The sequence below is a fragment of the Citrobacter rodentium NBRC 105723 = DSM 16636 genome (genome assembly GCF_021278985.1).
In the GTDB taxonomy this organism is placed as follows: Bacteria; Pseudomonadota; Gammaproteobacteria; order Enterobacterales; family Enterobacteriaceae; genus Citrobacter_A; species Citrobacter_A rodentium.
The window spans coordinates 2,235,724-2,257,416 of record NZ_CP082833.1 but is presented as its reverse complement, the minus strand read 5'-3'; the positions used below and the strand labels follow the sequence as shown (position 1 = coordinate 2,257,416).

At 45.7% G+C, this 21,693-nt stretch carries 6 protein-coding genes and 6 pseudogenes; 6 read left to right on the top strand and 6 right to left on the bottom strand.

The window, feature by feature from the left end:
- Window positions 1-59: 59 nt before the first annotated feature.
- The 4 genes and pseudogenes from K7R23_RS10635 to K7R23_RS10620 form a co-directional block, all read right to left on the bottom strand.
- Window positions 60-5,422: pseudogene (locus K7R23_RS10635) on the bottom strand (DUF3491 domain-containing protein); the annotation flags it as partial.
- A 2,211-nt stretch (window positions 5,423-7,633) separates the two neighbouring features.
- Window positions 7,634-10,105, bottom strand: a complete 2,472-nt coding sequence (locus K7R23_RS10630; protein ID WP_232796117.1) for a hypothetical protein — start codon at window positions 10,103-10,105, stop codon at window positions 7,634-7,636.
- A gap of 238 nt (window positions 10,106-10,343) precedes the next feature.
- A pseudogene (locus K7R23_RS10625) lies at window positions 10,344-11,040 on the bottom strand (transposase); the annotation flags it as partial.
- A gap of 38 nt (window positions 11,041-11,078) precedes the next feature.
- Window positions 11,079-11,447, bottom strand: a pseudogene (locus tag K7R23_RS10620) (ATP-binding protein); the annotation flags it as partial.
- Window positions 11,448-11,492: 45 nt separating this feature from the next.
- Between K7R23_RS10620 and K7R23_RS25950 the strand changes: the two are divergent.
- Window positions 11,493-11,798, top strand: a pseudogene (locus tag K7R23_RS25950) (hypothetical protein); the annotation flags it as partial.
- Between the two features lie 107 nt (window positions 11,799-11,905).
- Here the strand turns inward: K7R23_RS25950 and K7R23_RS10615 are convergent.
- On the bottom strand, window positions 11,906-15,286 hold the full coding sequence (locus K7R23_RS10615) for a DUF4765 family protein (protein ID WP_012908650.1): 3,381 nt from the start codon (window positions 15,284-15,286) through the stop codon (window positions 11,906-11,908).
- 498 nt (window positions 15,287-15,784) lie between these two features.
- On the opposite strand from K7R23_RS10615, the pseudogene K7R23_RS10610 reads away from it, so the two are divergent.
- The 5 genes and pseudogenes from K7R23_RS10610 to K7R23_RS10590 all read left to right on the top strand — a co-directional run.
- Window positions 15,785-16,820: pseudogene (locus K7R23_RS10610) on the top strand (IS110 family RNA-guided transposase).
- A gap of 77 nt (window positions 16,821-16,897) precedes the next feature.
- On the top strand, window positions 16,898-17,575 hold the full coding sequence (gene tnpA, locus K7R23_RS10605; protein WP_012904569.1) for an IS66-like element accessory protein TnpA: 678 nt from the start codon (window positions 16,898-16,900) through the stop codon (window positions 17,573-17,575).
- A complete protein-coding gene (gene tnpB / locus K7R23_RS10600) occupies window positions 17,575-17,922 on the top strand; it encodes an IS66 family insertion sequence element accessory protein TnpB (protein WP_012904570.1) in 348 nt (115 codons plus the stop codon). The genes tnpA and tnpB overlap by 1 nt, the downstream gene beginning before the upstream one ends.
- A gap of 19 nt (window positions 17,923-17,941) precedes the next feature.
- Complete coding sequence (locus tag K7R23_RS10595; protein WP_012904571.1) at window positions 17,942-19,513, top strand: IS66-like element ISCro1 family transposase; 1,572 nt, start codon at window positions 17,942-17,944, stop codon at window positions 19,511-19,513.
- A 31-nt stretch (window positions 19,514-19,544) separates the two neighbouring features.
- A pseudogene (locus K7R23_RS10590) lies at window positions 19,545-19,700 on the top strand (GNAT family N-acetyltransferase); the annotation flags it as partial.
- A gap of 60 nt (window positions 19,701-19,760) precedes the next feature.
- Here the strand turns inward: K7R23_RS10590 and K7R23_RS10585 are convergent.
- A complete protein-coding gene (locus K7R23_RS10585; RefSeq protein WP_012907285.1) occupies window positions 19,761-21,686 on the bottom strand; it encodes a hypothetical protein in 1,926 nt (641 codons plus the stop codon).
- Window positions 21,687-21,693: the final 7 nt, after the last annotated feature.

The window sequence follows — 21,693 nt, the reverse complement described above, 5'->3', positions numbered from 1 at the left end:
TTTAAGAAAAGGCATTAACACTGAATGGTAAACAGGCTCTTATATGGAAATTTAATCAGTTAAAAAAGGCTGTCACCGCCTGGCGTTTTACTTTGCCCTGCGTGGTCTTTGCTACAGGGAGCCAGTAGGACATAAATAATATTCCTTCCATAATGCCTTTCATCCACACCTGTCACTTCAAAACATGTTTCAGGCCTGAGAGTACAGAGGGTTTCACCAGGTTCATTATCCACTATATTCGCACCATAAATGTTGCTTATACGGTAATATACCTGATATCCGGAGCCCTGACGATGAAATACACTGTTCTGCGTGGTGGTCAGGTATACCATTGTATTTTTATCTTCCGGAGTCCGGAGTATCGTGCCTGTTTTTAGCCATCCGTAAGGCCATTCTGACACCGTGGTTCTGACGTATCCCGATGCGTGTCGCAATATTTCAGGGGTGATTTTCCATTCACCGTTTCTTGCCACAGTATCCATCAACCAGCTATCCTGTGCCCGGGCGCTAGGGGCTTCAGATACCCGTTGTTGTAATTCCCACAGCATATATTCTTCTCTGGAACGGAATTGTCTTGCGGAACGCGAGCCATGACTCAGCATCTGTTCACCATCTATGAAAGTTGTATCTGAAAAAGATACTACAGGACTGTTTATATCTGTCCCTCTGTAATCAATGGTGCGCTTCAGCATTGTGGGTCCATTGACCCTGAGGACTGAATGCACAACAGTATTATTGTTCTGAGGGATTTCGGATAAAATACTTAAAGGATATTTTTCCCACTGTTGCCGGTAGTTTGGCAGGGAGACAATCATTGCCTGATTCACCATTTTTTCAGCTACCTGATATGTTATCTGCAGGTCACCTTCTGGTGTCAGGTAATATAAGCTCTCTGCTTTCGGTGTCGCAGGTAAGCTCTCATAGCGTTCAGATAATCCCTCAATGAACCATGAGTGGAAGGACGGAAATTTTTTCCCCGAATCCGTTGTGAAACTGATAGTCGTAATTGCATTTTCCATCAGGGAAAGTCCCTCTGGACTTTTTTGCATGGCACCATGACTTGTATGGATTATTTCTGACGTTTCTTTCTTTTGAATACGGGCGTGCTCCATAACGATTTCCGCCAGATTCAGGTTTCCATCTCCTAACTTTACATTCAGATGCTCTTTATAAATGGAATTAATAAAGCGATGTGTGTCACCTATCAGAATGGGCCTCAGTTCTTTCTCGATTATTTCACTGTCTTCTGTATCCATCACTTCTGTGAAAAAATTCCTGAACGTTATACGCAAACTTCCAATACCGGTCTGTTCACGGTGATAGAAAAGTTTGACAGATAATGTTCTGCGATCGATACGGACCATACCCTGATGGCACATCAGTTTTAAAGAAAATGTTTCATCTGATGAAATACTGAAACGACGAAATTCCTCAAGTATTAATGAGGGGGCATACTTGTCGGGATTGACAATAATACTGTCCTGTTGCTGCCACTGCCTTTCAGATAACCGCATCTCTCCGCCGGATTTTATTTTCAACGGAGCTGCATGTACTTTACTGCGTAGCAACACATTCTTTTCTCCTTCAAAAACCAGATACATCCGTGAATGGGGAGGGATATTCAGTTCCGAGATATTTACCGGAACCGGCGGCTTACCATCGGCTTTCCATGCTCCTTTTAGCGTGCCGGAGAGTAATTCACCTTCCAGTTTTTTCCTGGCGCCACTCAGATTCTCAAGGCACAATACCTGGTCTGCACTTCCGGCTCCCCGGGGCAGGAACGTCATTACATGGTCTGATGTCATCAGCGTTTCCAGCCGGTTTATCGTTGGCCTGTAACCACTCCGGAAAATCCCCACCCAGTTACCATCCTCCGGTAACAGCCGGAGTACGTCACTCAGCAAACGGGTATCCTGGGGCTGAATTGACACACGGGTTGTACCGGGTAACGTGTCTTCGATCCCGGATATTGTCAGCTGAAGGGAATACTGGATCGTAGCAACCGTCAATATCACGCTGTCTTTGTCTTTTTTCCCTTCAACCAGAACAGGACCGGCCTCAAGCAAATCAATTGTTTCCGGGTGGTCATTGTCACCGGCCAGTATGATTTGTACCGGTGATATCTGTGCTGTATCCGGCTCCATGAGAATATACCGGCTTCCGGGGGTTCCGGTTACAGTCGTGGTATAATGGCGGCTGCCGGTCAGCCGGAATTCCGAATAACGCTCCTGAAGCTGGTAAACGAGCTGATGAGTCAGGGGGGCATAGCTGGCGAATGTTTCTCCCCCCGGAACCGGACTTCCGGTGCCAGACTCCAGCCCATATCATGCAGCCTGTCCAGTATGGCATCCGGTCTGTTGTTTTCTTCCGGATAAACAGCCTGCCAGCGTTGAACATCACATGATGAAACCGCCAGCTGAGTCCCCTTTTCCCGGGAAACAGCCTCCAGAGTTATGCCATCACGGGTATGCCCCCTGAAGTTTCCGGCAAAACGGTTCAGTTGTGTCTCATCCTCCAGCTGAACTTTTATATTGTTCCCGGCCCAGTAAATCAGACTCAGCTCAAAGGCATCAGGTTTTAATTCTGTCAGGGTTGTTTCTGGCAGAAGGATTTCGTGAGAGAGTGAGTGATTAGACAGCGTCAGTGTCAGCGGCGTTTTTAAATCGCGGGGGATAATATAGCGGTTATTCCCTCCACCAGAGATGACAGTACCGCCACCGGAGCTCGTATGGAAGGTATTGTCCTCATCGTTACCTGTTAGTCTGTCTTTACCGGCGGCTGTTCCTACCAGGGTGGTTATCCCCTTCTGGGTGATGGTCATTACCGGCACCTCACCGTCTGTTGTTTTCAGCATGACAGGCTGCGTTTGTTTTGATAAATCAAAGGTGAGCGGAAACTCTTCCGGCAGCCCACGGAAGGAGAGTATATTTTCTTGTGCCGCAGGATTTGCATCAATATCATAATTTCCCGCTCCGCCTACCTGAACAGTCAGTCCACCGCTGCCCCCTTTCAGTATGAATTTATAATCTTTTAACGATATAGCCTGTTCTGTACGTTCTGATGTAAGTTCATCAAGCACCCTCAGGGGAAGGACTGTGGTTTTACGCTCTCCTGCTATCACAGTACACTGGCTGTTAAGCACTTCCAGTGGAGGACGCCGGTCGCGGGAAGTACTGTCCGCTACAGCTTCCCGCCAGACCACTTTGTTGGACAGATACTCTATTTCCGTATTGGCCTTATACTGTTTACCGTAGCCAAGAATAATGGTGTCATACTCTCCGGCAGGGATTTCCGGCAGGGACCGGGGCCATTTACTGTTTGCGTAACCATGTGCCAGGGCGTAGTAGGGGCTGATGCTGTAGGCATAGCCCACCTTCTCACGAATCTGCCAGTCCCCCAGGTCCGGACGATGACCGATTTTTCTGTCAGCGTTAAAAGAGCGTTCACCGGTCAGGAGAGGGGGGGACTGACGCAGATCCAGCACCATTTTTCCAAGTACCTGGTTTGCGGAGAAATCCAGCAAACCTCTTTCCGGAGAGGCCACGACAATGTGTTTACTGCCGTCAGTCAGGAATTTTTTATATTCCAGCCATTGTTCATGGCGTTCTTCTTTCAGTGCCACATTGCGGGCAATACTGGATGCTCCCATACCAATAGCGGCAACAGGCCCGGTGGCAATAATAAGAGGAGGGAAGACCGCGGAAGCAACAGCCAGCCCCAGAGAGAGGGAGTCAAAGGCGACCTGTACCCGGGCAGCCATAATATCAGAATGGCGTGTGGCCTGCTGGAGCTGGGTGACACTGTTGTACAGATTCCAGGTACCGAGAGCGGTTTCCAGTACGGGCAGTTCAAGAACGCGGGCACTGGCGGAGAGTGCTTTGCCCATTGTGCCTCCGGTACGGGTTGCCGCTGAGCGCAGACCTTCAGCCACGGCACTTTCCAGTCTGAATCCCTGAATACCCTCTGTATTGAGAAATTTATTCCCGGCAATCTGAATCATGCTGCCGAGAGTGGCTTCGGAAAGTTGTTTGATATCCATAGCCAGATTGAGCCTGGCCAGGGTGCTGTCTTCCTGCCCCTGCTGTAGCATGCGGGCATACTGAACAATACCGACCACACTCATGCCGAGATCGAAATCCATGACCCCGCTGGCAGGCAGGGCTGAAAGCATGGTAGAGAGTTTCTGAAAACGGGATACCACATCCGGGGCTTCAACAGAAACAGGATGCAATGTTTCTCCGTCCCGAACCTGAAGACTGAATCGCCCGCTTCCGACATCAGTCAGTTCAATCTGTTCCACAGAAAGATGACGACCGGATGAGCGGGTAACACTCTGGAAGCGTTGCTGCAGAGTTTCCAGTACGCCGGCGAGTTGCTGTTTAACCCGCGTTGCCTGCCGTTGCAGGCGAACCTGTGAGGAGGCCATATCATCATACGTCCCGCGAATCATATCCGGATCGATTAGGCGGGTGCCACTATACAGTCCCTGAGTCTGCAGAATTTTTCTTATGTTATTAGCCTGTTCTGTTGTCAGTACTGTGCGGGAGAGGTAATCATGCAGCACCTCACCGTTCAGACGCAGGGAGGGGATTTGCTCCGGAGTGGGGAGAGAAGTGATACGCCGGCCGTCAAGGGTGGCTCCGATATCATAAAGCATTTTTACTGGCAGGGAGACGCCAGCAACCGCGACCGGTTCAGCCAGCTGTGCCAGACGGTCAGCGGTGGTATGCTGAAGACGGTCAGTCAGTATGTTTGTGGCGTCCTGCAGGAGCGTGTAGCGCGCTTCTTCTGAATCTGTATAGTATACCTGTAGTTGCTTTCTGACGTGGCCCACCGACAGGCCGTAATACTGTTGAAGCACAGGGGTTAACTGCACCGATGACTCAATAAAGTGCAGCGCATCCATGAGGGAAGCAAAGTCTGCATGCCCGAAATTCGGATCGGTGACCCGGAAACTGTCTTCAAGTTGTTGCACTACCAATGTATGGGTGGGAGTGGTCACCAGGAGATGTTGAATGCCCTTTTTATAAAACAGTGTCACCAGGGTGTCAGGTTGCCACGAGGCTTTATTAAAAAATGTATTGCTCTGGATGTACTGGTTCCCCTGCACCTGAAGTTTGTCAATCAGCTGGAGGGCATTGTCCAGTAAGCTATTATCGGCTTCTGTGAGAGGCAGGTGGCTACGCTCGCGGGTCTGACGGAGTGCACTGACCGTCATCAGATTCTCCTGTAACACGGCATAGTGAATGCTATCTTCAGCCTGGAGGTAAAGCCAGGCCAGCCCCATACAACGACCTTCCTGTGATATCAGGAGGGACTGCGGATGGAAGTCGGTCGTATCAGCAGCGTGCCCTCTGGCCAGCGAAAACCAGAGTTGTGCATGGTCACGGTAAAACTCAGGCCAGGAGAGCAAGGTATATCGTGGCTGTCCTGAGGGGCCTGCCACAGGAGCTTTGGGGAAAATCCCTAACTGGCTTTCATATATCAGTAACGATGACGAAAGTTCGTGAGCCAGTAGGGTATCTGGCATCAGTTTTTTGAGCAACGGGTACTCTTCCGTTGACCATATCAGTGCTCCCTGTGCAAGAGTAGGGGATTGTGTCAGCAGGGTGTGTATCTGTGTCAGAGACTGATAAGGTTTTGTTGCCATTTTTTCGACAAAGAACTGTACCCTCTCTGATGTGAACCTCTCCGTCATGCCCAGGGACTGTAGCTTCTTTTGAACGCGTTCGGTGGTCAGTTGCCCGGCAATGGCACGCTGGTGAAAATAATAGAGGGCATCCAGATAGAACAGAAAGTTACGTGTGCTGGTACGCAGCGGATTTTCACCAGCAATAATGGCATGGTCTGTCAGTTGATGCTCATCAGCGCTGAAACGAACACCGGTTCCAAGCAGAGGGGTACTCCAGACTGGCATCTGAAACCACTGTTCCGCAGGAAGTAAGGACAGCAATAAAGAAAATGCCTGAAAATTCTCCTGTAAGGACGCCGGTAGAGTCGGCGGTACGGCGATACTGAAAGTTTCCTGTGGGTGAGCCAGATGGTTTTCCATTGCCTTATACAGTTCCTCCCTCAGTGCTGGCATCCGGGTATATTCTTCCCCCAGGTGTTCTGTTATCAACTCGTTTACCGCCTCAGAGAATGGAGGCTGCAGCTCACTGGTAAACAGCCCCTGTTTCCCTTCGGCCGCCAGCAGAAAACGGATGATTGTATCCCGGTCATTAAAGGTGTAATGGTCGGCTTTCAGGCGCTGATAGAGGGAGTTCTCTGTGAAGAAATCACTCAGTTCACGTACTGTCACCTGCTCAGGAAGAGTGGACAACACTACTGCTGGTGCAGAAAGCATTTGCAGATATTGTCTGGCTTGTTGAGAAAGCGTCTGATGATTGTATTTATCAATATAGCGCAGGAAAGCCTGTTGCTGTTCAGGCCGGAGTAGTAGCCCCCATTCTGCAATTTTCTCGGTAAGCAGCTTATGGGTATGAAAGGCCAACGAGGCTTCCACCTGTCGGATATAGCGGTGAAGTTCTGGCTCCAGGCTGATTTGTTGTAACAACCTTTCTCGTTCGTGACGGTCGGGCTGGATCCGGGTCATCAGTTGGCGATAGGCCTGCAATAACTGGATATGCTTTGGACTCAGTTTTTCCTGAACAGGCACGGCTGCCACATCAATTCCCCGCAGCGCATCAATTTTGTCATCAATAAATTTCATTATGACGATACGTCCGAAGATATCTTTGAGACGGGCATCATGCAGGCGCGGGCTGTCTGTCCATATAGTGAGTGAATCTGACACACTTTTAAGTATATGGAGGGGGAGCGTCAGGGCATATTCCGGGGCGCGGTTAAACAGCAGATGAATATCTTTAGCAGTAGGTACCTGGATATTCTGGAAATGACGGAACATAGCCTCTCGGATGGAGTGAACGGTTGCTTTAGCATTATCCCCGGTGAACTGTTCCAGCATCTGTGTCAGTGCAGCATCCATTTTGGTGATGTCCGCCAGGGTGGGCGATGTTTTTTCGGCCAGTTTCTTCAGGCCATACATCAGATGAGGTGCGACCCTGGACTGTACTTTCTTGTCATGAGATGACCAGAGATCCATCATGCTGATATCACGTTGTGTGAAATCGCTCATCAACCAGGGGGCTGGTTGTTTATCCGGTAGTGGTTTCATTTTTAATGTCGCAGGCAGATTATCCTGCAGCTCCCTGTGCAGAATGTATACCTCATTTTTTGCCTGGTCACTGGTCAGATGTTCCCAGAGAGCATGCAATTTATCATCAATCTCCGAGAGATATGTCTGGGAGATATTTGCATGATTACGGATCTGTCTCTTAAGATGATTAATACTGTTGGTTATAGAGGGAAATATCACTTCTACCGCCTGCTGCTCCTTGCTCAGCCAGCGAGACAGATGAAGAACAGAGGTAAAGCTGGATTCTGGTAAATTTACAGCTGGGGCAACAGGAGCGGGAATATATTCCGGCAGTGGTTTCATTTTGAACGATCGTTAACCCGCCGCAGTAAGATTTTCCTGTAACTCCCTGAGCAGAGTGTAAACCTCACTTTTTGCCAGTTCACTGGTCAGATGTGTCCAGAGAGCATGCAGTTTATCATCAATCTCCGAGATTTATTTCTGGGAGATACCTGCATAATAACGGATCTGTCTCTTCAGATAATTAATACTGTCGTTCATATTGGGAAATATCATTTTTACCGCCTGCTGCTCATTGCCCAGCCAGCGAGATACATGAAGAGAAGAGGTAAAGCTGGCTTCTGGTAAATTTACAGCTGGGGCAGCAGCAACAGGAGGGGGAACGGGAACGGCAATATATTCCGGCAACGGTTTCATTTTTAATGATGGATTGCCTGCCGCAGGCAGATTTTTATGCAGATCCCTGAGCAGAGTGTAAACTTCACTTTTTGCCAGGTCACCGGTCAGATGTTCCCAGAGAGCATGCAGTTTATTATCAATATCCATGAGACGTTGTTGGGATATAATACGATGATTGCTGATATCTGCCTTCAATTTGGAAACATTCACATGCATATTGGGAAGTATTTGCTTTAGTGCCAGTTGATCGCTATCTGACCAGCGAGATAGGTGTAGAGAAGAGGTGAAGCTGGCTTCCGGCAATCCTGTTTGGGGATCAATAATATACTCCGGCAGGGGGAGCATTTTTAATGATGGATTGCCTGCTGCAGGCAGATTTTTATGCAGATCCCTGAGCAGAGTGTAAACTTCACTTTTTGCCAGGTCACCGGTCAGATGTTTCCAGAGGGCATGCAGTTTATTATCAATATACGTGAGACGTTGTTGGGATATATTACGATGATTGCTGATATCTATCTTCAATTTGGAAATATACACTTGCATATTGGGAAGTATTTGCTTTAGTGCCTGTTGATCGCTATCTGACCAGCGAGATAGGTGTAGAGAAAAGGTAAAGCTGGCTTCCGGCAATGCTGCCCGGGGATCAATAATATACTCCGGCAGGGGGCGCATTTTTAATGATGGATTACCCATTGCAGGCAGACTGTTCTGCAGTTCCCTGAGCAAGGTATAAATCTCATTTTTTGCCAGTTCACCGGTCAGACTCGTCCAGAGTGTGTGAAGTTTACCATCAATCACCGTAAGTCGATCCTGAGAGATATTTTCATTATAGCGGATATCTGTTTTCAGATGATTAATCGTGCTGACCATTGTGGGGAATATAGCCTTTACTGCCTCCTGGTCATTACTCGACCAGTGAAGCAGATGTAGAGGAGCTTCTGGTAATCTAACCGGATGGATTACTACATATTCCGGCAGTGGTTTCATTTTTAACGATGGATTACCCGCCGCAGGGAGATTTTCCTGTAACTCCCTGAGCAGAGTGTAAACCTCAATTTTTGCCCTGTCACTGGTCAGATGTTCCCAGAGAGCATGCAGTTTATTATCAATCTCCGTAAGTCGATCCTGAGAGATATTTTCATGATTGCGAATACTTTCCTTCAGATGACCAACAGTTCTAATCATACGAGGGAATATCTCTTCTACTGCCTTCTGCTCATTGCTTTGCCAGCGGGAAGGATAAAGGAAAGAGGTAAAGCTGGCTTCTGGTAAATTTACTGCTGGGGCTGCAGCAACAGGGGCGGGAATATATACCGGCAGTGGTTTCATTTTTAACGATGGATTACCCGCCGCAGGGAGATTTTCCTGTAACTCCCTGAGCAGAGTGTAAACCTCACTTTTTGCCTTGTCACTGGTCAGACGTTCCCAGAGAGCATGCAGTTTATTATCAATCTCCGTAAGTCGATTCTGAGAGATATTTTCATGACTGCGAAAACTTTCCTTCAGATGACTAACAATTCTAAGCATACGAGGGAATATCTCTTCTACTGCCTTCTGCTCATTGCTCTGCCAGTGGGAAGGATGAAGGGAAGAGGTAAAACTGGCTTTCCGGGAGGAGAGTATTTTTAACGATGGATTACCCTCAGCAGGTAGATTATCCCCCTGATGTCTTGCGCGCTTTTCTGCCAATTCTACATCATTATCTGTCTCAATGGGCCGTTTCCCCCCTCTGGATGATGATGCAACTTCTCCATCTTCCCCTCCTGCACGTTTAACCCGGCGACTTCTTTTTTCAGTATGTGATTCAATGTGAGTAAGTTCGGTTTCCTTGTGTAAAGAGCCTAATACCGGTGAAGGGGGATATTCCCTTGGTGAGAGTGAAGAGGACTCAGTCAATGGGTATTTAGTTGCCTGGTAAATACGGGAAGTAACCAAAAGCAGGTTATGAAGTAAGGAGGATTTCCTGTTTCCTGAGTGTTTGACGAGATGGGAGAGGTTGCTTATTTCTTCCGCATTATGAGGTCGTAGGTCTCGTTGTATCATCGCCCCAATAGCGACGACGTCTTCAGTTGAATTATTTTGGTTAACAAGATAATTATAATATCCCAATCGCGAAGTCGTAAGTGATGCCTGGTTATTTCTCAGTGTCTTAATAATTCTTCCACTGGAAGATGGTCGAGGACTATTATTTTTTTGTTCCTCTGGTATGTAAGTAATAGAGCCTTTTGGGGCAGAAAGTGTGTTAGTGCTTTGTTGTGGTAATCTCATTGCGAATATTATCCTTATACCGTTTTTTTAGTTTTGTAGTGGCCAGCTAAATTGACCACCGTTTTAGAGTGTTCCTGGCCTACTATCTTAAGACTGACTTTGATTTTTAAGTTAATGTTACCAGATGACGCCAATATTCCTTTGATTTGCTTATAGTGCTGGCCAGTTCTGAATCAGGGACAATATCCTCATCTGTAGAAACAGCATTAAGGCTTCCTGAATCGCCACGGATAATCCAGACACTTATGAGCCGTTGATAATATTGATTTTCATATTCCGTCGGTGGCATTTGATCACTCGAACCATGCCGACGCTTACTATTATAAAACATTTCGATGTAATCAAAAATATCGCTTCGGGCTTCTTCCTGCGTTCCGTAGATCTTTTTCTTTATCCGTTCACGCTTCATCAGCCGCAAGACCGGTTAATCCCACCTTGATGCCCGCTATCTTTCAGGTCAAGATGGATCTTGCGATAGCCATAAACGCAACCGGGCTACAGCCAGAATTGTTTGATTTGTCCTGTCAGCCTGAGATGCGCCTGCTGAAGCCTGGCGTAAAACCCACCCGGATGAACATTCAGCAACCGACAGAGCAGACGAACAGGCCAACAATAGGAGTTGTCACGGATAAAGGCGTACTTCAGTCGGACAGCTTTGCGAAGTATGCCGCAGCTTTTTTTAATATGTCCCGTTCGTCAGTAACCCGCTTCAGCGCCTTCTGGAGTCGGCGGATCTCAGCCTGAGCATCTGACGGTTCTTTGTTGGTGAAAGAGTCCGATCCGTACTTCTTTATCCAGGCATAAAGACTGTGGGTAGTGATATCGGGACGTGTTGCAACACTGTAAACAGAATGACCACAAGCAACAACCTGTTTAACTCCTTCAATTTTAAACACTTCAGGATAACTGTCAACGACGGGTAAAAAGTGAACCACTTACATCTCCACCGACGGTCTAATATTGATCCACCGTTTTACTCAGGATTAGCTTCAGTGATAACCCGGGCTTTCTTTCTGTTTAAGTCGATAGCTCTCTCCTTTATCTGAATAACGTGTGAGTGGTGTAAGATCCGGTCCAGCATCGCCGATGTCAGTGCCGCATCTCCTGCGAACGTTTAATCCCACTGCCCGAACGGCAGGTTAGATGTCAGGATCATCGCTCTCTTCTCGTAACGTTTGGCGATGATCTGGAAGAACAATTTTACTTCTTCCAGGCTGAACGGCAGATAGCCTATTTCATCTATGATGAGCAGCTTCGGCGCCATCCCACCACGGTGAAGCGTTGTTTTATAGCGGTCCTGGCGTTGCGCTGTAGACAGCTGAAGCAACAGATCCGCCGCTGTTGCGGGTGTACTGCACCATCCGCTCCACTTTGCCTGTTGTCTGTGCCCGAACCGGGTAGCCAGTTGGGAAGATGTTCAACGACTGAAGTGTACAAGGCGTTTGCTTTCTGGCTGAAGTATTCTCCGGTGACAGCCTGTACCGCCCCTGCGTGGTGGATATTACCCCGGAATCCATGAAATTCTGTGTTGACTATATCTCTGGCGGAACAGGCAGCGTTGGTTAAATCGGTGGAGCGGGATATGAAGATTGTCGTGGTTCGGTTTAACCGCGAGTACAATAAAAAAGAGGGTGGAGATAAACAGGACATGCCCCGTACGGGAGTGCGGGGCTGTTTAAGAAGTAATGATTGATTGACCATTAACAACCGTAGCTATTAGCATTCAATGTTAGATTAAGTTATGGTTATCTTGTGATTTATGCATATCTTTCGATATGCGATACCGAATGACAAACGTTACTATGATGCATTTGCTTGTTGTATGTTTTCAGGTTGACCATATGTCCTGTCAATTAAACCAACTGGCTCGATGGGAGCGTTTTGGGGAATAATCCAACCACTTTCGCTTATACTGCCTCTTGTAAGATATTTCACCCTTACTTTGACAATAACTAAGTGATGTCCACGGCTAAATCGGTCGGCAACACTAATATCTGTTGTATATTCAGGTTCAATTCTTCCACTTTTTATTTGCAATTTTGCAATATCTTCAGAAACCGGATTTACATTTGGGTTTGCAATTTCGGCTCCTCCAGCGGTACTATAAGAAACAATGTTTTCAGCCTGAGAGGCAATAGTTCCTCGGCATAATGTCACCTCTGTCATTCCCGCCTCAATATCACCACTTTTAAATTTACTGTAAATGTTTTGTACATTCTCTTCTTCGCTAGGGTATAAATCTTCTGATATTGCAGGCAAAGTTTCCTCTAACTCAGGTGAATCATCAGTAATATCCAGAAGTTCCTCATCATATCCTATATCACCTTCTTTCAACTCTGAGTATGGCTTATCCGTATGCCGGATAAGCCCTCCTCCTTTTAATCCTTCTGCTTGATAAAAGCTACCATCGGAACTTTTATAAAACTTTACAATTGAATTTTTTCCGTTGTCGGTAAATGTTCCACAGTAAATTTCTGAGTTTGATTCTTTTATTAATTCTAATTCTCTATTATTGTATGTTATTTTGTTTGGTGTCTCTTTCGATAAAGGCTGGAATGAGTGCTGTTTTCTATAAAAACCATCACCAGATCGTTTGTAGTATCCATAGTTTTCATTGTTAAACCCCGTAGCACTATACAGCTCATTATTTTCTGTGGTCATTAATTCTAAAATTTTTTTAGTGATTTTTTGATAAATAAAATCAGTATTTTCTATTGACTCTATTACTCTATAAGATGAGCCGCGTTGCAGAGGTTCATTAATTAAATTTTTATTAATTTTTTCCTCAACAAAACGAAGACCTATGTATTTGCTATTTGACGATTTTTTTGTGAATTTCGACTCGGCTACCGGAACTGCTTCCATACCAATACGTATTGCATCTTGTATGTAGCTACATACATCCGTAGATTTTTCAACAACAGCGTGGTTTAGTATACTGCTAGTTCCTGCTAAGGCGTTAAATCCAGGGACCGCACTCATTACTATATTCCAGATAGTACCTAATAAATGAAGTCCATTTCTTGATGCAGGACTAAGTGACGATAATGCTCGATGATGCCACTCATCGTCAATGTCAAAACTTAACTCGATTAGTCCTCCAAGCCCTTCCTGAATAACTTTGTTAAAACCATAGACAAATCCCTGACCTCCATTCAGGGTTGATATCTTTGTTTTGAACATCTCGAGAGCCAGAATTTTTTTTGCATGTTGTTCTTCTGATGACATCCAACTGGATTCTGTTATTTCATTAATCTGATGGATAAATCCAGTAATGGCATCTCTGACCATTTTGTTTGTATCCATTAAACCTAATAATTCACAATCCTGAATATGACTTTCAATATGCTTTTGTGCTTTATAGTGAGCCTCCGCCCATGAGAGCTGTTTTTCTGTTGCTAATATCATTAACCATGGGTTGCAGTAGTTTTTTTGTGAGTTTAATTTTAATATTTTTGATTTTATTTGATTCGAAAGGTCATTATTAGTAATTATTGCTAGTGATATTTTTTCTATTATACTTTCATTAATATGTCTCTGGTGATGTTTGCACCGTGTTACAATCTCATTTAATATAAGACGATGATACTTAACTCCATAAGAGGAGCACAGGATTTTATCACCGCCATCTTTTGATAAGTGATGGATTACTAATTGAGCGATTTTAAATAGATGTTCAAAATCTCTTTTGCTTAGTTTTTTATTTGATTTTAGATCATGTAATGCCACTGATAAGAATATAGATTCTTTACCGTATAGATTATCAAAATGTAGTGGTGCACTATGTGAAAACTTCTGTCTCACAGTTTGCATATAATGATTTGCTGGTTCTGACCTTATGATCCCACCTTTTTCAGGAGGAGCATAGTCTAAATCAAATGGTAGCGGGTGCACGATTATATCTCGCGCAAACGTTTCATATATATTGTACTCATACTCTCGGTGTTTTTCTATGAAATCCTGGAAAAAAACAACTCTTCCGCTATTATATTCTATTTCAAATTTGTAAAAGTGTTGTTTCATTATTTCAACTATGTAATTTCTTGCAGCATCTCTGCCATTACGAGTCCAAATCCCTGTTTGAGAAAATGCAAGTAATTCATGATACCCTCTTATGTAATTTTCTAGTTGCAGTTCTAGCTCTAAGTTAGTCAGCAAGTTGTAAAGAGAGGCTGCTTTTTTTAATATAAACTCATTGATTCCTTTTACAATGGAACTGCTTTTGGTTTCAGCAGGTGCAGAATGTTCTTCAGGAAGAGACCTTGAATGCCTGACATTTATTTTATCTAATGAATTCGAATTACCGCTATGTTGGTTATTATTTAATGTTTGAAATAAGCCTGAGGTAAGCAATAATCCATTAAGTGCGATTTTTTTAAACTGAATTCCTTTTTTTTGCGAGGGAATGGGATCAAGTTCTTTATTTTTTATATAACTATCAAAAAACTCTTTCTGAAGGGTGCTTCCCTTTGATATGACTTGTTCAATATTATCTATTTGTTTAGTCGAATTTTCGCAATCGTATAGTTTGTATTTATCTCTCACAGAAGCATGTTGAAATGATTTTGAAGTGTGAGCTATTGCCTGGGGGGATAATTCCTTAAAAATTATATTGGTATATGTGTCAATATCATCATAACCAAGGATGTCTGGGTTGCTGATATGTTTCAAAAAGAAATTCAACAATATTTTTTCTGGTGATATTTCTTCTAATGATTCTGTTTTAGGGACAATAAAATTTCCCTTTTCATCAAGTGCAATGAATAGTTCACTTACACTATCTTCTTTTTTATTGTATGCAAAAGTATTGGTAATGTATATTTGGCATTTATTTATATCGTAGTTTGGTAAATTGTCAGTATGGTAGTTTACCAGGCGTCTGAATGTTGGGCTATTTGAGTATTGAAACTGTAATATTCTTGTTATGTTTTCTTCTATAATGTTACTGCATGGTTGAAAATAAATGTCATACAGATTTAAATTGTAGTAATTTTCATTTGTGGCTGTTTTGTCAAAATCGTATTGTTTCTCTGTTATTTTAGAAATCTGATCGTTAAAAATATTGTCATTATTGAATTTTGATAATGTTTTTAGGTATTTTTCTGTATCCCAGGATTTAATATCTTCAGTTTTTGATAAGGATGTTGGTGCATGCAAAGTATTATACACTATAGGCGGCATTTTGTCCTCGTTTGAAAGTGATCATGTTTGCTATCAAATGTTAGGGCTGAAGGTAAATCGTGCGAAAATATGTATATAAGCCACAAATTATGATATTATATCCCATAGTTGTTTCTCATCTTTAATGATTTTTATATCAGAACAACTTTGATTTGTAAAGAGTATAATTAACATCATTACCTGACAGTTTTTACTGATAATTTATAATTAACTTTAGGATTATTTACAGTAGTAACTTATCATAATCAAAATTAATGGCTTTTTATCCTTATCCTATCTTATTCTTATTCTTATCCTTATTCCTTATTCCTTATTCCTTATTAAATATTTAAATCATTTTCTCCCGACGGGAGGGGGACCTAATCGCTCAAAAACGCTCTATTTCTTTTAATGGAGTAGTTGTTAGTGATTCATCTTGTAGTGATGTGATGGACGCCCTTTCCTGAAGCAGCCAGTACCATACTTTTACTGTCTGCGTTTGCTACGGGAGTAAATCACATGAGCACGATCAGAGTTGTTGGTATTGATATCGCCAAATCAGTTTTTCAGGTCTGCGTCTGGATGGTCGATGGCTCCGTCGCATGGAACAAAAAAATCTCTCGTTCTAAATTGCCGGATACTATCCGACAGTTTGAACCTGGAACCCTTGTTGCGAAGGAAGCCTGCGTCACTTCGCATTTTTGGGGGCGAACCTTCGCATCTATGGGCTATTGCGTCAGACTCATCCCCGCACAACACGTAAAAGCTTTTGTCCGTAGCCAGAAAAATGATGCCAATGATGCGTTGGCAATTTGCGAGACAGCATTTCGCCCGGGTATTCACTTTGTTTCTGTAAAAACCACAGAACAGCAGGATATCAAGGCGCTTCGGAACACACGCCAACTGATGGTTGAGCAGAGAACAGCGCTGACCAACCAGCTTCGTTCTCTGCTCGCTGAATATGGTTTCACTATTCCTGTCGGAATCCTGCGTCTCCAGCAACAGCTACCGGAGCTGATTGAAGATGCCTCAAACAGCCTGACATTTACTCTTTGTCGACTGTTGTCTTCGCTGCGGGAAGATATGCAGGCATTAAATGAACGAATTACCCGTCTGGACAGCGAAATTGTGGCGCTGTCATCACAACAAATCGCGTACCGCCATCTATTAACAATCCCGGGCGTCGGTCCCCTGATTGCAGCAGCGTTTCTCAGCGAAGTTGATGCCACACAGTTCTCGAGTGGGCGAGAATTATCGGTGTGGTGTGGACTGGTTCCCCGCCAGTACAGTTCGGGCGGAAAACAGCGCCTGTCTTCTGTGACGAAAAAATGGCAATCGGAGTCTGCGAATTCTCATTATTCATGGTGCGCGGTCTGTAATGCGCTGTGTGAAAAAGCGCGATGACAGTCTGAGTATTTGGCTGCAAAGGATGGAGGCCCGTCGAGGGTTCCTGAAAACCACGGTTGCGCTGGCGAATAAGCTGACGAGAATCATCTGGCGTGTTTTGACCGATGGTATTGATTTTAATATGCAGAAGGCCGTTGCGATGAATTAAATAAAAACAGCAAGTTATAGAAAGGTAAGCGTCTCATTTAAACCGTCTGGTCTGTTTCCTCCGGCTCCACAAAAATAATGTCCATCATTTTTAGTGGACACTATCGTATGGAATACCGGACCTGGATTACTGAAGCTTTACGCCTTCACTTCGAAGAACATTTACCTCGGGTTGTGGCCGGACGTCGCCTGGGTGTACCAAAATCAACAGTTTGTAGTATGTTCGTGCGCTTTCGGAGAGCTGGCCTTTCGTGGCCTTTGCCCGCAGGCATGTCGGAGCAGGAACTTGATGCCTGCCTTTACGGACAATTTTCCACGGTACCAGTCGTACGTCCTGAAAGCACCGTTATATCCGAAACCCCCGTGGTAAAAAAACGTCCCCGGCGGCCCAACTTCCCTTATGAGTTTAAAATCGCCTTAGTGGAGCAGTCACTGCAGCCCGGAGCCTGTGTGGCGCAGATCGCCCGGGAAAACGGAATCAACGATAACCTGCTCTTCAACTGGCGCCATCAATACCGGAAAGGTGGCCTGCTGCCTTCCGGAAAAAATATGCCGGCACTGCTTCCCGTGACGTTAACGCCGGAGCCGGATAATAAAATCCCGGCCCCCGCACAGGAACCAGAGCAGATAAATACACCGTCCGACAGTCTGTGTTGTGAGCTGGTTCTGCCGGCCGGAACTCTCAGGCTTAAAGGTAAACTGACGCCGGCGTTATTACAGACACTTATCCGCGAAATAAAAGGGAGCAGCCACTGATGATATCTCTCCCTGCAGGTTCGCGTATCTGGCTGGTTGCAGGTATCACCGATATGCGAAATGGCTTTAACGGCCTGGCATCAAAAGTTCAGAACGTCCTGAAGGATGACCCGTTCTCCGGACACCTGTTCATCTTCCGCGGACGCCGGGGTGACCAGATAAAAGTGTTGTGGGCTGACAGTGACGGACTGTGCCTCTTCACCAAACGCCTGGAGCGGGGCCGCTTCATCTGGCCAGTCACCCGTGACGGCAAGGTGCACCTTACTCCGGCTCAGTTATCCATGCTTCTTGAAGGTATCAACTGGAAGCACCCGAAACGAACGGAACGCGCTGGAATCCGCATATAACCCGTTGTAAAGTGAGGATATGGACACCTCACTTGCTCATGAGAACGCCCGCCTGCGGGCACTGTTGCAGACGCAACAGGACACCATCCGCCAGATGGCCGAATACAACCGCCTGCTCTCACAGCGGGTGGCGGCTTATGCTTCCGAAATCAACCGGCTGAAGGCGCTGGTTGCGAAACTGCAACGTATGCAGTTCGGTAAAAGCTCAGAAAAACTTCGCGCAAAAACCGAACGGCAGATACAGGATGCACAGGAGAGAATCAGCGCACTTCAGGAAGAAATGGCTGAAACGCTGGGTGAGCAATATGACCCGGCACTGCCATCCGCCCTGCGCCAGTCTTCAGCCCGTAAACCGTTACCGGCCTCACTTCCCCGTGAAACCCGGGTTATCCGGCCGGAAGAGGAATGCTGTCCTGCCTGTGGTGGTGAACTCAGTTCTCTGGGATGTGATGTGTCAGAGCAACTGGAGCTTATCAGCAGCGCCTTTAAGGTTATCGAAACACAACGTCCGAAACTGGCCTGTTGCCGGTGCGACCATATCGTGCAGGCACCAGTACCTTCAAAACCCATTGCACGCAGTTATGCCGGAGCGGGGCTTCTGGCCCATGTTGTCACCGGGAAATATGCAGACCATCTGCCGTTATACCGCCAGTCAGAAATATACCGTCGTCAGGGAGTGGAGCTGAGCCGTGCCACACTGGGGCGCTGGACAGGTGCTGTTGCTGAACTGCTGGAGCCGCTGTATGACGTCCTGCGCCAGTATGTGCTGATGCCCGGTAAAGTCCATGCTGATGATATCCCCGTCCCGGTCCAGGAGCCGGGCAGCGGTAAAACCCGGACAGCCCGGCTGTGGGTCTACGTCCGTGATGACCGTAACGCCGGTTCACAGATGCCCCCGGCGGTCTGGTTCGCGTACAGCCCGGACCGGAAAGGCATACATCCACAGAATCACCTGTCCGGTTACAGCGGAGTGCTTCAGGCCGATGCTTACGGTGGCTACCGGGCGTTATACGAATCCGGCAGAATAACGGAAGCCGCGTGTATGGCCCATGCCCGGAGAAAAATCCACGATGTGCATGCAAGAGCGCCAACCGATATCACCACGGAAGCCCTGCAGCGTATCGGTGAACTGTATGCCATCGAAGCAGAAGTCCGGGGATGTTCAGCAGAACAGCGTCTGGCGGCAAGAAAAGCCAGAGCTGCGTCACTGATGCAGTCACTGTATGACTGGATACAGACTCAGATGAAAACACTGTCGCGTCACTCGGATACGGCAAAAGCGTTCGCATACCTGCTGAAACAGTGGGATAGCCTGAACGTGTACTGCAGTAATGGCTGGGTGGAAATCGACAACAACATCGCAGAGAACGCCTTAAGGGGAGTGGCCGTAGGCCGGAAAAACTGGCTGTTCGCGGGTTCTGACAGCGGTGGCGAACATGCGGCGGTGTTGTACTCGCTGATCGGCACATGCCGTCTGAACAATGTGGAGCCAGAAAAATGGCTGCGTTACGTCATTGAGCATATCCAGGACTGGCCGGCAAATCGGGTACGCGATCTGTTGCCCTGGAAAGTTGATCTGAGCTCTCAGTAAATATCAATACGGTTCTGGCGAGCCGCTTACGATTCAGGTGGCGGAGACTATCGGCATTCGCGGGATGCTGGTTCACGCCCTGTCGGATGAAGCGCGGGAGTTTTACCTGCGGGTGGGGTTTGAGCCGTCGCCGATGGATCCGATGATGCTGATGGTGACGTTGGGGGATTTGGTGGAATTAGTTTAATGGTTATTTATTCCTAAATGCCTCCTCTGATGGATTTCACAATTATATAACTGTATGAAATTATTTAAGATGAGTAGGGGTTTTCTTCATTCCTTGTACGCGGAAAACAACGACTGAATAGGTTGCTGTCCCACTGTGAGGAGTTTTCTGGAATACATTGATCAAATTACGAAGATGATCACTTCCACCTCCTCGATCAAAAAGATCAAGTACCATTAAGATACAGAACCTCATGTTGGTTCGTTGATAAGCAGTTGCCTGTAAGCCAAATTCATCAACCAGCTTTTCGAGGGTTCGATCGTGGTGAGTTTTCTTCAGTTCCGCCACTGTTTTGATACCGTTTTGCGTGAAATAAACATCGACTCTCCCATGTGCTACATCTCTACTCTCACTTTGTGCCAATGCGTGCAAGGGAGTTGCTTGAAGAAAGTTAAAATAGTCTTTATGAAGATCGGCTTCTAAGGGGGGATTATTCGGATCTCGATTAAATAAATACTCGATTCCAGATACTGAACCCATCGACATGTTCTCACGTGACGTTACGAATAAAATTGTGTAGTACAGGATCAGACAAAAAAACTGCTGTGCGTTTCTTTGGTAGTCAGGGTTTTCCTGTAATTGATTATGAATAGATTCCAGTATTTCACACGTAACTGTATCGCTCCTTTCCAGCTCAAAAGTAATTACTGCATCGGTAAGTAATTTTTGAGCACTCATATTCAATACTGTGGGAAGCTTGGCTTTATCGAGGATCGCAGCAGCGCTAGCCGGAATCACTGCTGCGTCAATGGGGTTTCGGTATAAGCTCGCTTCTATAGCTGCATCAATTTCCTTTCGCATAATTAGTGCGGTGGGCGTAGATAGCGAATTCTTATTTTCAATTAACCACTGGTCTAACATTGTAAGCTGAACCCGATTTTCTTGTAGGGTACCAATGATCTGGGGCCGAACGATAGCCTCAATTCCGCCAGCGGAGTTACGTCGTAATATTGACCTACTCGCTTCGAATATTCTGAAAAGTTCTTCTTCGATAATTATTGCCGCGTTTAGCCATGCTCTCTTCAATAAGTTAATATCAAGCATTGCCAGTCGGATTCCTAATTCAGCCCACCGCAGCCCTTCGAGCGATGAAGCTCCTGGCCACGTATCGCGATTAATTTGTCGATCGGACGGAATGAGAAATGCGGAATACTCAAAAGCAGCCTGACGGAGCATTGTTAACTTTTCTTCCAGACTTTTATCGTATGTTCCCTTCTGAAAATCGAGTAATATGCTTAGGCATGCGACATACAGAGATACGTCTTGTCTGCCTTCACTGGAAACAATTGCACGTTGCATGAAGCAGTGCGCACGGTGAAATGCTTCAAGTGCAACTTTTCTTTCATCCTCATCCAGAGCATCTGCGATTGCCAATAAACCGAGTGCAAATGACGCTTCATCTTCTGCCTCTGGAACCAAAAGTAGTTCATGCAACGCCAAATTTAGATCTTGATCTCGAATGTGTGTAAGCACTAACCCATTAATTTTTGCGACGCTTCGCAAATAGTCACCATCATCCTGCGACTCGATATCTAAAAGATGGGCCTGTAGCCGCCTTAATAGTGAGGGATATTCTTGAGATAGGTTTAGTGAACCGAGTAATGCTAAAGCTCGTGTACCGCTATGGAGTCCTTTATTACTGGATTTATCCAGAAATACCTTATGTAAACTACGGATCACATTTTCGGATAAACTAAAAGGAACAGTGAGATGCTGAACGATCTCAGCCATGACTCCTGGATCATTGGTTGAAGTGAGCAGGTTAATCGCAGCCAATACAGTTGAAGTGGTTTCTGTATCAAGGAGCGCCATAAAGAAAGCGGCGCAAGCTGGGGTATCTGCAAGTTGTACTGATGCTTCGGTAAGTTCGGTAATTGCCTGATTCGACAAATCAATAGATTCATCATGTTGAAACGCTTCTAAAAATCTATTCGCCAGATCGCTCATTCGATTC